The sequence below is a fragment of the Extibacter muris genome (assembly GCF_004345005.1).
Lineage (GTDB): Bacteria > Bacillota > Clostridia > Lachnospirales > Lachnospiraceae > Extibacter > Extibacter muris.
In genome coordinates, this window is record NZ_SMMX01000016.1 from 51,314 (window position 1) to 66,047 (window position 14,734).

General features: G+C 48.2%; 11 protein-coding genes and 1 pseudogene. 11 read left to right on the top strand and 1 reads right to left on the bottom strand.

What is annotated here, in order from left to right; genetic code table 11:
* The first annotated feature begins 25 nt into the window (after nucleotides 1-25).
* The 6 genes from holB to E1963_RS15630 all read left to right on the top strand — a co-directional run bounded on the left by holB (nucleotide 26) and on the right by E1963_RS15630 (nucleotide 5,656).
* Nucleotides 26-1,015 (top strand): DNA polymerase III subunit delta', encoded by a 990-nt coding sequence (holB, locus tag E1963_RS15600; protein WP_132279925.1) that lies wholly within the window; start codon nucleotides 26-28, stop codon nucleotides 1,013-1,015.
* A 4-nt stretch (nucleotides 1,016-1,019) separates the two neighbouring features.
* A complete protein-coding gene (locus E1963_RS15605; RefSeq protein ID WP_132279928.1) occupies nucleotides 1,020-1,931 on the top strand; it encodes a PSP1 domain-containing protein in 912 nt (303 codons plus the stop codon).
* Complete coding sequence (locus E1963_RS15610; RefSeq protein WP_132279967.1) at nucleotides 1,921-2,658, top strand: tRNA1(Val) (adenine(37)-N6)-methyltransferase; 738 nt, start codon at nucleotides 1,921-1,923, stop codon at nucleotides 2,656-2,658. The genes E1963_RS15605 and E1963_RS15610 overlap by 11 nt, the downstream gene beginning before the upstream one ends.
* Nucleotides 2,659-2,696: 38 nt before the next feature.
* Nucleotides 2,697-3,533, top strand: a complete 837-nt coding sequence (rsmI, locus tag E1963_RS15615) for a 16S rRNA (cytidine(1402)-2'-O)-methyltransferase (RefSeq protein WP_132279931.1) — start codon at nucleotides 2,697-2,699, stop codon at nucleotides 3,531-3,533.
* A 164-nt stretch (nucleotides 3,534-3,697) separates the two neighbouring features.
* A complete protein-coding gene (locus tag E1963_RS15620; RefSeq protein WP_132279934.1) occupies nucleotides 3,698-4,810 on the top strand; it encodes an ABC transporter ATP-binding protein in 1,113 nt (370 codons plus the stop codon).
* 297 nt (nucleotides 4,811-5,107) lie between these two features.
* Nucleotides 5,108-5,656, top strand: coding sequence for a coiled-coil domain-containing protein (locus tag E1963_RS15630; RefSeq protein ID WP_167482223.1), 549 nt, complete (start codon nucleotides 5,108-5,110; stop codon nucleotides 5,654-5,656).
* Between the two features lie 70 nt (nucleotides 5,657-5,726).
* Here E1963_RS15630 and E1963_RS15635 read toward each other — a convergent pair whose 3' ends face one another.
* Nucleotides 5,727-7,070 carry an MATE family efflux transporter gene (locus tag E1963_RS15635; RefSeq protein ID WP_132279943.1) on the bottom strand — a complete coding sequence of 448 codons (1,344 nt, stop codon included), beginning with the start codon at nucleotides 7,068-7,070 and terminating at the stop codon, nucleotides 5,727-5,729.
* 259 nt (nucleotides 7,071-7,329) lie between these two features.
* On the opposite strand from E1963_RS15635, the gene E1963_RS15640 reads away from it, so the two are divergent.
* The 5 genes and pseudogenes from E1963_RS15640 to E1963_RS22820 all read left to right on the top strand — a co-directional run.
* Complete coding sequence (locus E1963_RS15640; RefSeq protein WP_132279946.1) at nucleotides 7,330-8,415, top strand: PucR family transcriptional regulator; 1,086 nt, start codon at nucleotides 7,330-7,332, stop codon at nucleotides 8,413-8,415.
* 12 nt (nucleotides 8,416-8,427) lie between these two features.
* On the top strand, nucleotides 8,428-10,707 hold the full coding sequence (locus E1963_RS15645; RefSeq protein ID WP_132279949.1) for a hydratase: 2,280 nt from the start codon (nucleotides 8,428-8,430) through the stop codon (nucleotides 10,705-10,707).
* A 164-nt stretch (nucleotides 10,708-10,871) separates the two neighbouring features.
* Complete coding sequence (locus E1963_RS15650; RefSeq protein ID WP_132279952.1) at nucleotides 10,872-11,354, top strand: RNA polymerase sigma factor; 483 nt, start codon at nucleotides 10,872-10,874, stop codon at nucleotides 11,352-11,354.
* Nucleotides 11,355-11,360: 6 nt separating this feature from the next.
* Nucleotides 11,361-13,289 (top strand): beta-propeller domain-containing protein, encoded by a 1,929-nt coding sequence (locus tag E1963_RS15655; protein WP_243117764.1) that lies wholly within the window; start codon nucleotides 11,361-11,363, stop codon nucleotides 13,287-13,289.
* 1,315 nt (nucleotides 13,290-14,604) lie between these two features.
* Nucleotides 14,605-14,734: pseudogene (locus E1963_RS22820) on the top strand (group II intron reverse transcriptase/maturase); the annotation flags it as partial.

Consider the following 14,734-nt stretch of genomic DNA (forward strand, 5'->3'; position numbering starts at 1 on the left):
AGAAAAATACTAGGGGAAATACAAAATGGGAAGTTTTAAAGATGTGGTTGGACACAAAAATATCATCGACTATATAAGAAGTGCAGTGCAGGAAGATAAGGTGTCGCACGCATATATATTGAACGGGGAAAAGGGAGCGGGGAAGAAGATGCTCGCAAATCTGTTCGCAACGACGCTGCTCTGTGAGAAGGCCGGTCCGGACCCGTGCAATGAATGTCATTCCTGCAGGCAGGCTGAAAGTGGGAACCACCCGGATATCATCAGAGTGACTCACGAGAAGCCGAACACGATCAGCGTGGACGATATCCGTGAACAGGTCAACAATACGATTCTGATAAAGCCATACCAGGGACCTTATAAGATATACATCATACCTCAGGCGGATATGATGTCCGTGCAGGCGCAGAACGCGCTCCTTAAGACGATCGAGGAGCCGCCGGAGTATGCGGTTATCATGCTGCTCACGGAAAATGCGGATACGCTGCTTCCGACGATCGCCTCCCGCTGCGTGATGCTGAAGCTTCGTAATATCAAGGACACGCTTATCAAAAAGTACCTGATGGAGACGATGGAAGTGCCGGATTACAAGGCGGACATGTGCACCGCTTTTGCCCAGGGGAATATGGGACGGGCAATACTGCTCGCAAACTCCGAGTATTTTAACGAGATTCGTGAGGAAGCGGTCCAGCTGCTGAAATATATCCAGGAGATGGAGCCTAGCGAAATCGTAGAAGCGGTGAAGCGGATTACGACTTATAAACTTGAAATCAACGACTACCTGGACATTATCATGGTATGGTACAGGGATGTCTTGTTATATAAAGCGACAAAAGATATGGACAAGGTTGTGTTCAAGGATCAGATCAAGTATATTAAAGAACAGGCGAGAAAGAGCTCTTACGAAGGAATCGAGCTGATTCTGGAAAGCCTCGAAAAAGCCAAGACAAGACTGAAGGCGAATGTCAACTTTGAGCTGGCCATGGAGCTTCTGTTCCTTACCATAAAGGAGAATTAGGGATATGACAAAAGTGATAGGAGTAAGATTCCGGCCTGCGGGAAAGATATATTTTTTCGCGCCGGGAAAGTTCAATATTAAGACAGGCAACAAGGTCATCGTGGAGACCGCCAGAGGCGTGGAATTTGGTTCTGTCGTCACCGGTCCGAAGGAAGTCGCAGATGACCGGATTACTCAGCCGCTCAAGTCTGTTATCCGTATAGCCACGAAGGATGATATGGATAAAGAAGCAAGAAACAGAGAGAAGGAAAAGGAAGCCTTTGAAATCTGCCTGGAGAAGATTCGCAAGCATGGGCTGGAGATGAAGCTGATAGACGCGGAGTATACATTTGACAATAATAAGGTATTGTTCTACTTTACGGCAGACGGCAGAATTGACTTCCGTGAGCTCGTTAAGGATCTGGCGAGCGTGTTCCGCACAAGGATCGAGCTCAGGCAGATCGGTGTCCGGGACGAGACGAAGATCCGCGGAGGAATCGGCATATGCGGCAGGCCCCTCTGCTGCAATACGTATCTGACAGAATTTGCCCCCGTGTCCATCAAGATGGCCAAAGAGCAGAACCTGTCCTTGAATCCCACGAAGATATCGGGCGTGTGCGGAAGGCTGATGTGCTGCCTTACCAATGAAGAAGAGACATATGAGGAGCTGAATAACAGGCTGCCGTCTGTCGGCGACCATGTGACCACGCCGGAGGGACTGCACGGGGATGTCCAGTCGGTGAACGTGCTGCGCCAGCAGGTGAAGGTAATCGTAACTTTGGAAAATGACGAGAAAGAGATCCGGGAGTATAAAGCAGCCGAATTACGGTTTAAGCCAAAGCGCAGGAAAAAGGATGTAAGGCTTACGAAAGAAGAACTTGCACAACTGAAGGCGCTGGAAGAGAAGAATGGGGTGTCAAAGCTGGATGATAACTAATCTGAAGCCGGGAGAACGGCTGGACGACCTGCAGATCAAGGGATATGAGATAATCCAGAGCCCCGGCCGGTTCTGCTTTGGGATGGATGCGGTGCTGCTGTCTTCCTTTGCCCATGTCAGGGCGGGGGAAGAGGCGCTGGATCTGGGGACCGGAACGGGCATCCTGCCTGTTCTGCTCGAGGCCAAGAATGAAGGCTCACGTTACGTGGGGCTGGAGATACAGGAGGAGAGTGCGGACATGGCACGCCGGAGCGTCCGCCACAACGGGCTTGAAGGGAAGGTTGACATTGTGACAGGTGATATCAAAGAGGCGGCCGCTTTACTCGGACCGGCCTCTTTTCATGTCATTACGACGAATCCCCCGTATATGATTGGGAACCACGGGCTTAAGAATGACAATGAGGCATTGTACGTGGCCCGACATGAGGCGCTGGTCTGTCTCGATGATATCCTGCGGGAAAGTGCAAAGATACTCCGTCCGAAGGGAAGGTTCTATATGGTGCACCGTCCGTTCCGCCTGCCGGAGATATTTGCGAAGATGTGCGGCTACAGGATAGAGCCGAAACGTATGCGGCTCGTATATCCGTACATCGATAAGGAGCCCAATATGGTTCTGATTGAGGGGCTCAAAGGCGGGAACCCGAGGATGCAGGCAGAGCCGCCGCTTATCGTATATGAAAAGAACGGTGATTACACAAAAGAGCTGCGCAGCCTGTACGGAGTATAGGCACGTCCGCTTGGTACGGTGCAGAAAAGGAGGGGATTATGGGCGGTATATTGTACTTGTGCGCAACGCCAATCGGAAATCTGGAGGATATGACATTCCGGGCAGTACGAATATTAAAAGAAGCTGATCTGATTGCAGCGGAAGATACACGCAACAGTATCAAGCTTTTGAACCATTTCGAGATAAAGACGCCGATGACCAGCTATCATGAATATAACAAGATTGAAAAGGGACAGAAGCTTGTAGAGCTTCTTCTTGAGGGCAGGAACATCGCGCTCATAACGGATGCAGGAACGCCCGGGATTTCCGATCCGGGGGAGGAACTTGTGAAGATGTGTTATGAAGCAGGGGCGGCTGTGACATCCGTGCCCGGTGCCGCGGCGTGTATTACGGCGCTTACGCTGTCAGGCCTGTCCACGAGAAGGTTCGCCTTCGAGGCATTCCTTCCTTCGGACAAAAAGGAGCGGAGGGAGATACTGGAAGAACTGGCGGGAGAGACGAGGACCATTGTCCTCTATGAAGCGCCGCACCGTCTCGTCCGGACGCTGAAAGAACTTGCCGAAGCGATGGGAGACAGGAAGGCAACCGTATGCAGGGAACTGACAAAAATGCATGAGACGGCATTTGCCACCACGCTGGAAGATGCCTGCTTATATTATGAGACGACGGAACCGAAAGGGGAATGTGTAATCGTCGTGGAAGGCAAGAGCCGGAAGGCAGCCAGGGCAGAGGCCCGGGCCAGGTGGGAGGAGCTGAGCATGGAAGAGCATATGGAACAGTATCTTTCTGCGGGCATGACTAAAAAAGATGCTATGAAACAGGTTGCGAGGGACCGCGGAATCGGTAAGCGCGAGGTATACCAGGCGCTGCTGTAGCAGATGCCGGCAGACTCCGCTAGGCTCTTGTTCAACTTGTATAGAATTATTTAAAAAGATTGTTCAACTTGGGCATGGTTCAGGTTGAACTTTTTTTATATACTTTGTTACAGAACGAAAAAGGTATCGGATGATACGAGAGGTTGATTAGGAGGAAGTAAAAAATGGCAAGCTTATCATTAAAGCACATTAACAAAGTATATCCAAACGGATTTGAAGCGGTAAAGGATTTTAATCTTGAGATTGACGACAAGGAGTTCATCATATTTGTCGGACCGTCCGGATGCGGTAAGTCTACGACGCTTCGTATGATCGCAGGTCTGGAGGAGATATCTTCCGGCGAGCTCAGAATTGGGGATAAAGTGGTAAATGACGTAGAGCCGAAGGACAGAGATATCGCGATGGTATTCCAGAACTATGCGCTGTATCCTCATATGACGGTGTATGATAACATGGCATTTGGCCTGAAGCTTCGGAAGACTCCGAAGGACCAGATTGACAAGATGGTCCGCGAGGCAGCCAGAATCCTCGATTTGGAACAGCTGCTGGACCGGAAGCCAAAGGCACTGTCAGGAGGCCAGAGACAGCGCGTTGCCATGGGCCGTGCCATCGTACGTAATCCTAAGGTATTTCTTATGGATGAGCCTCTTTCCAACCTGGACGCCAAGCTCCGTGGCCAGATGCGTATTGAGATCTCAAAGCTGCACCAGAGGCTTGGAACCACAATCATCTATGTAACTCATGACCAGACAGAGGCTATGACGCTCGGAACAAGAATCGTAGTTATGAATGCAGGTATCGTACAGCAGGTAGATACGCCGCAGACGTTGTATGACTATCCATGCAACCTGTTCGTGGCAGGATTTATCGGGTCTCCTCAGATGAACTTTATCGATGCGGTATGCAAGGTGAACGGTGAGAAAGTAGTGCTTCAGGCAGGACCTTCTGCGATCGAGCTTCCACCGGCGAAAGCGAAGAAGCTCATTGACGGCGGATATGACGGTAAGACAGTCGTCCTCGGCATCCGCCCGGAGGACGTGCATGATGAGCAGATGTTCATCGAGTCTTCCCCGAACACCGTAATAGAAGCTACCATCCGTGTATATGAGATGTTGGGTGCGGAAGTGTACCTGTACTTTGATTACGAAGGTTCCAATATGACAGCAAGGGTTGACCCGAGGACGACAGCAAGAACAGGCGACACAGTGAAGTTCGCTCTGGATGCAGAGAAGATTCACGTGTTTGACAAAGAGACAGAACTTACAATTACAAACTAATTTCTAAGAACGCAGGATGCCGGCCCGATTGGGCTGGCATTCTTATGCTTATTGTGATACACTGAATGAAACCTATCTGAACGGCGCTCCGCAGTTCAGGGCTCATAATGAGCCGGTCAGGCCGCTCGGCCAGCAAATTCACTGATAATTTAGATAAACGGAATGTGTGGTGTTGCCTATGGACGAAAAATAATATACAAAAATGAAGCTGTTATTTTGTATGCCCAAGTACAAAATACAGCTTGTATATGCAAACGTAAACGGTTATAATGATAAAACACATAAGGAGTGAAGCGTATGACAGAACAGAAATTTATTGAGATTCTTGGGGCAATGCTGGATGAGAAACTAGAACAAAAGCTGGAAGAGAAACTAGAACAGAAACTGGACGAAAAACTAGAGCCGGTAATCAGGAGGCTGGACGCCATCGAACAGCGAATGGACGCCATAGAACAGCGTATAGACGTAATAGAACGGCGTATGGACGTCTTAGAACATAAGGTAGAAGCACTGGAACAGAACGCAGAGTCTGTAGAGCAGGATATAAAGCAGCTTAATATCCGTCTGGGAGGCATGAACGAGCAGATGAAGCAGATGGTTGAATGGATTGTTGCCCTGGAACAAAAAGTAAAGCTGTCAAACCAACAGTTCTACGAGTTTCAGCTTATGGTGGAGAATGATATCAAGCACCCGGTATCTATGCTATGTGAAAATGTGTATCCTGTGTCTGAAGGTTGGATAAAGAATGAGCGGAGGCTTACTTCCTTGGAAGAAAACGTAGGCGTTATCAAGGTTATCGTTGAGAAGCACGGCCGTGAAATCAAGAATATAAAGCGAATGCGGTAAACGGGCGGAAGGCTTTCGGCTTCTTCAATATCTTCCGGGTTAAATGCACAGCAGCAGGCGGTTGGTTTGACTAACCGCCTGTTTTGTGATGAGAACGCTGTTTTTTAAAGTGCCGGCAGACGAATAGGAGTGCAACGGCACATGTAGCCAACTCTGTTACCGGGAAGGAAAGCCACACACCTGTCATCCCGAACATGTGCGACATCAGCAGCGTAAGCGGTAGCAGGAGGACTATCCCGCGAAGCATTGCAAGTGAAAAGGAGAGCCTGGCCTGTTCTACGGAGCTGAATAATATGGCTGAAATTATATTGATGCCGGCAAATAAAAATGCGGTAAAATATAAAAGGATTCCCTCTCCCGCCATCTCCGCCAGCGCCCTGTTGCCGCTATGATTGAACAGGCTGATGACAGGAACCCTCAGGACAGACAGGAGGCTGTAGATAGCGACAGAGAATACAGAGGCCGAAGTGATGGCATATAAATAGACTCTACGTATGCTGTCCTGCCGGCCTGCCCCGTGTGCTTTGCTTAACAGCGGCTGGCTGCCCTGCGCAATACCGGTATATATAGAAGTGACGACGAGCGACAGGTTGGCAATGATGCCGTATGCCGCAACACCCATATTACCTTTCAGCGACAGGATGATGAAGTTGAACGTAATCATCACAATACCGGAAGCCGCTTCGGCGATGAAGGAGGACAGGCCAAGCGAGAGGATTCCCGCGCTGCTTTTTACCATATGGGACGGCCTTGCAAGCCTTAGGCCGCTCTTGGCAGAGAGCAGGTGGAGTGAAAGGATACCGAGGCTTATAAGCGGTGCAAGGCAGGTGGCGATTACGGCGCCGAATATCCCCATGCCGAGGGGAAAGATGAATACGTAGTCCAGAATGACATTAGAAAAGCTGCCGGCAAGCATGGCTGCCATGGACAAGTTGGGATTCCTGTCATTCCTTACAAAACAGAGCACAACATTATTGAGCATAAAAGCAGGTGCAAACAGCAGTATAACCTTCAGATATATGCGCGTCATCTCGAACACGGCCCTGTCAGCGTGAAGAAGTGAGGTCAGGGCCTTGTCCCCGAACGCTCCGGCCAATACAAAGAGGAAAGAAAGGGCAAGTGACGCGATGACGGCTGTGGTGAATGTCCGGCTTGCCGCGGCAGTATTTCCGGCAGCCTTCTGGATGGAATATCTGGTGCCTCCTCCCATACCGGCCATCAGACCCGTACCGTGGATGAAGCTGTAGACGGGGATTGCCAGATTCAGTGCAGTAAGTCCGTCAGGGCCAAGCCCCCGGGCGATAAACAGAGTATCGGCCAGTATATAGCAGGAGAGGCCGACCATCCCGGTGACATTGAACAATACGTATTTGCAGAAGGTAAGAAAAAGTGAGGAAGGATTGGTTTCTTTCATAAATGAGCCTCCAAAAAAAGCGCCCGGTCCCATACCTTCTAAGACCTAACGGTATGGCTTCCAAACGCTTCTCATACTTTACCCGGTGGCAAAGTCATATTCTGTATGTGGTTCCAGACGGCATATGGATTGCTGCCGCCTTGCTTTCTGAAAGTATCATACATGAATTAATGTGGAGTGTCAATGGTAAAATATTAGACACTGCCAGCTTCGTATGGTAAAATGATAAATGGACGTATAGTCCGACAGGAGGATGCGGATGTTATCGAACCAGGTATTGCATAAGACAGTCCAGGATATCCGAAGGATAACGGAGCTGGAAGTTTCTGTTTGGGATATTCATGCGACATGTCTTGTCATGACGAATGAAAAGCAGACAATGCTGGAGAAGCAAGTGGCATCATTTATAAAACATACGGGAGATGCCAGGGAATATATCGAGGACAGCACAGCGCTGTTTCTGATTCATGTTGAAGATGAACCGGTATATGTGCTGGCGCTTCAGGGCAACAAGTCTCCGATTGCCATGAGCGGGCGTCTGGGGGCAAGCCAGCTGGAGAACCTGATATCCGCGTACAGAGAGAGAATGGACAAGAACCGTTTTATCCAGAACCTGATCTTAGACAACCTGCTGCTTGTAGACGTCTATAATCAGGCCAAGAAGATGAAGATACCCGTGGAGCTGCGAAGGGCAGTGTTCCTTATCGAGCCAAAGCACGAAGGAGAGAACCTAGTGCTTGAGACATTGAAGGGCCTGTATGCCACAGGCAGCAGAGACTTTGTGACGGCTGTAGACGAGGGGCATATCATTCTTGTCAAAGCGCTGGAAAAGACGGAAGATTATAAAGATATGAACCAGACCGCGAAGGTCATTGTCGATACGCTGAATATGGAGGCCATGGTCAGCGTCAGGGTTGCTTACGGGACGATAATCGAAGAACTGAGAGAGGTATCCAGATCATATAAAGAGGCCGCTATGGCATTGGAAGTGGGACGCGTATTCTATGCGGAACGTAATATACTCGCGTACAGCGAGCTTGGAATAGGCAGACTCATACACCAGCTCCCGGTACCGCTTTGTGAAATGTTCCTGAAGGAGGTGTTCGATGGCGGAGGGTCAGGAGAATTTGACGATGAAGAGCTGGCTACCGTCTATACCTTTTTTGAAAACAACCTGAACATATCCGAGACAGCCAGGCAGCTTTATGTACACAGAAACACACTTGTGTACAGGCTGGAGAAGATACAGAAGAAGACAGGGCTTGACGTAAGGGTGTTCGACGACGCGTTGACATTTAAGATAGCTATGATGGTCGCAGACCACATGAAATATATGAAGGAGTAGGAGGAAATTAACATGGTGAAATTATACGATAAAGGTGTCTATCTGCTGAACGGTACAGAGATTGAGGAAGATGTAAATGCAGTGGCTGCCAGAACAGGACAGGCCGTATCACAGGAAGATGCAGCTAAGAATACGATGGCTTACAAGATACTGGCTGAACATAATACTTCCGGCAGTATGGACCGCCTGCAGATCAAGTTTGATAAACTTACATCCCACGATATTACCTTTGTGGGAATTATCCAGACGGCAAGGGCGTCCGGGCTTGAGCGCTTTCCAATTCCATACGTCCTGACAAACTGCCATAATTCTCTGTGCGCGGTGGGTGGTACGATCAATGAGGATGACCACATGTTCGGGCTTACCTGCGCTAAGAAGTACGGCGGTGTATATGTGCCGCCTCATCAGGCGGTCATCCATCAATATGCCCGCGAGATGCTTGCCGGCGGCGGAAAGATGATACTTGGGTCGGACAGCCATACGAGATATGGAGCGCTCGGTACGATGGCAATGGGCGAAGGCGGGCCGGAACTTGTGAAGCAGCTGCTGGAAAAGACTTATGATATCAATATGCCGGGCGTTGTGGGTATCTATCTGGACGGAGAGCCTGCAAAGGGGGTAGGCCCTCAAGACGTGGCGCTTGCCATCATCGGAGCCACATTTGCCAACGGATATGTTAATAATAAAGTGATGGAATTTGTCGGTCCGGGCGTGGATAAGCTGAGTGCAGACTTCCGGATCGGGATAGATGTCATGACGACAGAGACGACATGCCTTTCTTCCATATGGAAGACAGACAGCAAGATTGAAGAGTTCTATGAGATACACGGCAGGGCAGAAGACTACAGGGAGCTGAATCCTGGGTCCGTCGCATATTATGACGGCATGGTATATGTAGATTTGAGTGAAATAAAGCCTATGATCGCGATGCCGTTCCATCCTTCCAACGTGTATACGATTGACGAAGTGAATGCCAATCTGGAAGATGTGCTCCACGATGTGGAACAGAAGGCGCTGGTAAGCCTGGACGGTGCGGTAGAGTATAGTCTACAGGATAAGATCGTGGACGGGCGGCTGTATGTGGAACAGGGAATCATCGCCGGATGTGCCGGCGGCGGTTTTGAGAATATATGTGCGGCGGCAGATATCATACGCGGAAAATATATCGGGGCCGATGAATTTACGTTCAGCGTATATCCGGCAAGTACGCCTATATACATGGAACTTGTCAAGAACGGCGCCGTGGCAGATCTTATGCAGGCGGGTACAATCGTGAAGACGGCATTCTGCGGACCGTGTTTCGGGGCAGGGGACACGCCGGCCAATCATGCGTTCTCCATCCGCCACTCAACGAGAAACTTCCCGAACAGAGAAGGGTCTAAGCTGCAGAGCGGCCAGATATCATCCGTGGCGCTTATGGATGCGAGGTCCATCGCGGCTACTGCGGCGAACAAAGGTTACCTCACTTCAGCAACAGATATGGATGTAGAATATAAAGGGCTGAAGTACCACTTTGATAAAGAAATATATGCCAACAGAGTATTTGACAGCAAGGGAAAGGCAGATCCTTCTGTAGAGATCAAGTTTGGCCCTAATATCAAGGACTGGCCTGAGATGCCTGCGCTGCCGGAAAACCTTGTGCTCAAGGTAGTGGCAGAGATCCACGACCCGGTAACGACGACAGACGAGCTTATACCGTCCGGCGAGACCTCTTCCTACCGTTCCAATCCGCTCGGCCTGGCAGAATTTACCCTGTCCAGGAAAGACCCGGCTTATGTAGGGCGGGCGAAAGAGGTGCAGAAGGCACAGAAAGCGATCGAGGCCGGCACGTGTCCGCTCGACGTAGTCGATGAGCTGAAGCCGGTGATGGCGGAAGTGCGGAAGAGATTTCCGGAAGCCGGAGAAGGGAACATAGGCGTGGGAAGTACGATATTTGCCGTGAAGCCAGGCGACGGCTCTGCCAGAGAGCAGGCGGCATCCTGCCAGAAAGTGTTGGGAGGATGGGCCAATATTGCCAATGAATATGCCACAAAGAGGTACCGCTCTAATCTAATCAACTGGGGAATGCTTCCATTTATCACGAAGGAAGGGCATCAGAGCCTGAACTTCAAGAACGGTGACTACATCTTTGTACCTGGCATCAAAAAAGCGATTGAAGATAAGACGCCTGACTTCAAGGCATATGTAGTCAATGGAGGGCTAAAGGAAATCACTCTGAGCGTAGGCGATATGACAGATGCCGAACGTGAAATCATCCTGAAAGGATGCCTGATTAATTATTACAAAGGCTAGAAAGGGACACCCTTAAATTAATTGGGGACGGAGGTTTTTTAATTTTCCTCCGTCCCCAATTAATTTTTTATCTTTTTGACGCAACAGCCGGGGGTGTTTTTGACTCTTATTTATATCACAGGTATTAGGAAAAGATATTGTCATATCTCATGGGAGGGCAGGATATGAAGTGTGATACAAGCACGTTTGCACAGTTGTACAAGACGGTTTACCAGGATCTGTACCGGTTTGCCCTGTGCCTGATGAAGGACGGGCATGACGCGGAGGATGCAGTCAGCGAAGCGGTGGTTTCCGCCTTTGAAAATATCGGGAAACTTCGGAAAGCGGAGTCGTTCAAGAGCTGGATATTTACCATTCTGGCCAATGTATGCAAGAGAAAGCTCAGGAAGGATGCCAAACACAAAAGCAGCGAACAGTCTTTTGGAATGTACGAAGATGCTGCAGGGAGGCAGCCTGACTATGGGCTGGCGCTGGACGTAAAACAGGCGTTTTTTGTATTGGATGAGGAAGAGCAGCTAGTCATCGGCCTGTCAGTGTTCGGCGGTTACAACAGCGCTGAAATCGGATCCATGCTGAGCCTGAATGCCAGCACGGTGCGATCTAAGAGGAAGAGGGCGCTGGAGAAGATGGAATGTGTGCTTAGATAATGTGATATGAATGAAAGGGGCATCGATATGGATAAAAGGGAACAAGACATCGTGACAAAGATTGATGAAAAGACGAAAGACACCAGGACGCCGGATGGCTTACGCCCTGATGCGGTGGAAAAGATGCTGGAAGCCCATAATCAGAAGGCCAGAAGATGGAGCCCGGTCAGGATTGCCGGCCTTGTGGCAGCGTGCCTCGTGCTGGCAGCGGGGGTGTCCGCGGCCGTCATGTGGAACGGCGGAGGTACTGGCAAGGTCCAGACAGAACAAAAATCTGCCGAAGGCGGCGGAATGATAGCATCAGCAAAGGATTATGACCAGATATATTCCTATATTGAGAATTACAATAAGCAGCAGAAAAATACGGAAGCGGCATATGGGGTGCAGGAAAGCCAAGAAATAGCCACAGAAGATTCTTCCGCCAAGTCTGCAGACAGTGCCGCGGCACAGATGAGCAAGTCCGATGCAGATGCGGCCGCCAGTGCATACTCTTCTACGAACGTCAGGCAGGAAGGGGTAGATGAGGCAGATACGTCCAAAACAGACGGAAAATATCTCTATGTACTCAAGGACAGCCGTCAGGAAATCGCAGTTGTAGAGGCAAAGGGAGGCTCTCTCAAAGAATTTGGTAGCATAAGTGCGGAAAAGGGGACGTCTATAGAAGAATTCTATCTGAACCCGGAAAAGAAGCGGCTGGTCATGGTCTGCAGCAGGACAGAAGGGGACGGAAACCTGTTACGGAATATGGACGGCAGCACATCGACAGAAGCAGTGACCTACGACGTGGCAGACCCTTCAGAGCCTGCGGAGCTGGGCAGAATACGTCAGAGCGGCTCCTACAGTTCATCCAGGATGTCAGGTGATTACCTGTATCTGTTCAGCACGTACTACACCGGGACCGGCATATCACGGAAGGACGAGAAGTCTTTCGTGCCGCTTGTCAATGAAAAGCCGCTGGCGTTTGACGATATATACCTTCCGCCGGCAGATATGGGTAATATGTATGAAGTCGTAACAGCACTTGATATTGAGAACCCGGATGTGATTACAGACAGCAAGGCCATCTTCTCCAAAGGCGGCGAGATATATGTGAGCAACGAGAATATCTATTATTATGAAAATGAATGGCAAGAGCCGGATAAAACAAGTACGACAGTACGCAAGATCGCATATAAGGACGGGAGGCTCAAGGCGGAGTCCCAAGGGACTTTTGACGGATATCTGAACGACTCGTTCTCTATCGATGAATATAAGGGTTATCTCAGGGTGGCAGTTACGGTAGGGGACACGAACGCTGTCTATGTCATGGATGATAAGCTGAAGGTCATCGGCTCTATTGAGGGCCTGGCAGAGGATGAGCGGATTTATTCCGCAAGGTTCATGAAAGATGCAGGCTACTTCGTGACCTTCAGGGAGACTGATCCGCTGTATTCCGTAGATTTCTCAAATCCTGAGAAGCCAGAGATAAAGGGGGCTCTAAAGATTCCTGGATTTTCCGATTACCTGCACTTCTACGGGGATGGACTTCTGGTCGGCATTGGAATGGATGTGGATGAGGACACGTCCGTAACCGGAGGAGTCAAACTCACGATGTTCGATATAACAGATATGGCAGACGTAAAAGAAAAAGATACGTATGTGCTGGACAATGTATACAGTACGGATGTATCTTACGACTATAAAGCAGCACTAGTGGAGCCAGGGAAGAATATCATCGGGTTCCCGGGATATGAATCTGGCGGCCAGAAGTATTTCCTTTTCAGCTACAGTGGCGAAGATGGGTTCAAATGCCTTCTTGACGAAGAGATCAACGGCAACGGGATGATAGCTGCAAGGGGAATCTATATTGGGGATGTCCTGTATATCGTCCAGGGAAATATCGTAGAATCGTACAGCCTCGGCAATTACAAAAAAATCGATGACATCATCTTATAGAGATATGTTGTACAGACATGTCTGAATGTTAAATAAACAGAATATTTAGATAAATTAATACAATTATAAATTAATAAATTAAAATATAAAAAATAGTATTGACAAATAAAAAGCGCGATGATATTATATAGTCAATCCAAAGGAAATCCAAAAAAGAATCTTGACGAGAAAGAGATTCTTGAAAAAGGGAAGTGCATATAATGAACTATATATGCAGTCCATTTTTCAAAGGATTATAAAAATTATATTTCATATGTAGGTGAGGTATATATTTGGAAATAAGGAAAAGGAGGCTTAATCCATTGGACAATGTAATATCAGAATCAAAATCTCAATATGTTAGTGGTATGGCAAATATAAATTCCCGTAGAATAAGCCTTAACAATAGAGAAGAAACCGGTAGATAAATAATAAGAAGAATATTCGGAGAAGAAGAATAACCGGAATGCCAAGATTCATATTTGCAGACATATTGATAGCATATACCACAGATAGTTCAAAGAGATTAGAAGATGTGTGAAGAAACATCAGCTAATATATCTGAATTTATATAATGGGAGCTATATAGTCAGTGGTTATAGAAGAAATAACTTAATACGGCTGTAGACGAAGGAATAAGGGCGGAGGCTATGGTCGGAACGGCTATAGGTATAATAACCGGGTTGACTGGCTTATATAGAGAAAAATGAGGGATATAAATAATGATATGAAGATTATAATTTTATAGTCCGAAGCTTTGAGTTATAATTCGAATATAAAAAGGAGATAGGCTTAAGGGAATAGAATCAAAAATGAACCTCCGATAAATAATAAGAATATAATAAAATTAAATATAAAATAGCCATCATTATCAGAATGATTATGATGGCTATTTTTGTTTGCCCAGCATGGGCAAACTCTAACGGGTGAAAGTCCCGAACATGCCCAGATAGTGGGAAGTGTATAGCTGAACAGCAAGGGTGTTTATCGCGAGATAAGATCTGAAAGAAGCTGCAAGCACCCCCCTGGTCTGACGGACAGAAATCACATATAAGGCTGGTCTCCGAGAGATAAGCTTGCAAAATGAAGCGAAGTCTAATAACTATCACTTTTGTAGGAGAAAAGTAAATGTGGCAGATATATGGGGGAAAGAGTTTGCACCTTAACTGGGGAGGTCTCACAGGGGTTTCCTTAGCCTAGTAACAACGAACTGTGAGAAGTCAGCAGAGCCCATAGTAGTGAGGAAGTCCCTGTAATGGGAATGGAGCGAAGGGGCGAACAATCAATCAGTTGGAGTATAGTCTCGTATTGCAGAAGAGACAACACCTGCCGTAACCAAGACGGGGATGTTATATCGATAATCCGTAAGTACCTAGTCAGTGGAATAAGGATAGACGATGAGTACGAGGACTCTGTGATAGGAACACCGCAAGGTGGAAATTTATCGCCATTGCTTGCAAACATCA

Coding starts and splice junctions, on each gene's coding strand:
- rsmI (WP_132279931.1), top strand. CDS start 2,697: ATGGGCGGTATATTGTACTTGTGCGCAACGCCAATCGGAAATCTGGAG.
- E1963_RS15630 (WP_167482223.1), top strand. CDS start 5,108: ATGACAGAACAGAAATTTATTGAGATTCTTGGGGCAATGCTGGATGAG.
- E1963_RS15650 (WP_132279952.1), top strand. CDS start 10,872: ATGAAGTGTGATACAAGCACGTTTGCACAGTTGTACAAGACGGTTTAC.
- E1963_RS15640 (WP_132279946.1), top strand. CDS start 7,330: ATGTTATCGAACCAGGTATTGCATAAGACAGTCCAGGATATCCGAAGG.
- E1963_RS15605 (WP_132279928.1), top strand. CDS start 1,020: ATGACAAAAGTGATAGGAGTAAGATTCCGGCCTGCGGGAAAGATATAT.
- E1963_RS15655 (WP_243117764.1), top strand. CDS start 11,361: ATGAATGAAAGGGGCATCGATATGGATAAAAGGGAACAAGACATCGTG.
- E1963_RS15620 (WP_132279934.1), top strand. CDS start 3,698: ATGGCAAGCTTATCATTAAAGCACATTAACAAAGTATATCCAAACGGA.
- holB (WP_132279925.1), top strand. CDS start 26: ATGGGAAGTTTTAAAGATGTGGTTGGACACAAAAATATCATCGACTAT.
- E1963_RS15645 (WP_132279949.1), top strand. CDS start 8,428: ATGGTGAAATTATACGATAAAGGTGTCTATCTGCTGAACGGTACAGAG.
- E1963_RS15635 (WP_132279943.1), bottom strand. CDS start 7,070: ATGAAAGAAACCAATCCTTCCTCACTTTTTCTTACCTTCTGCAAATAC.
- E1963_RS15610 (WP_132279967.1), top strand. CDS start 1,921: ATGATAACTAATCTGAAGCCGGGAGAACGGCTGGACGACCTGCAGATC.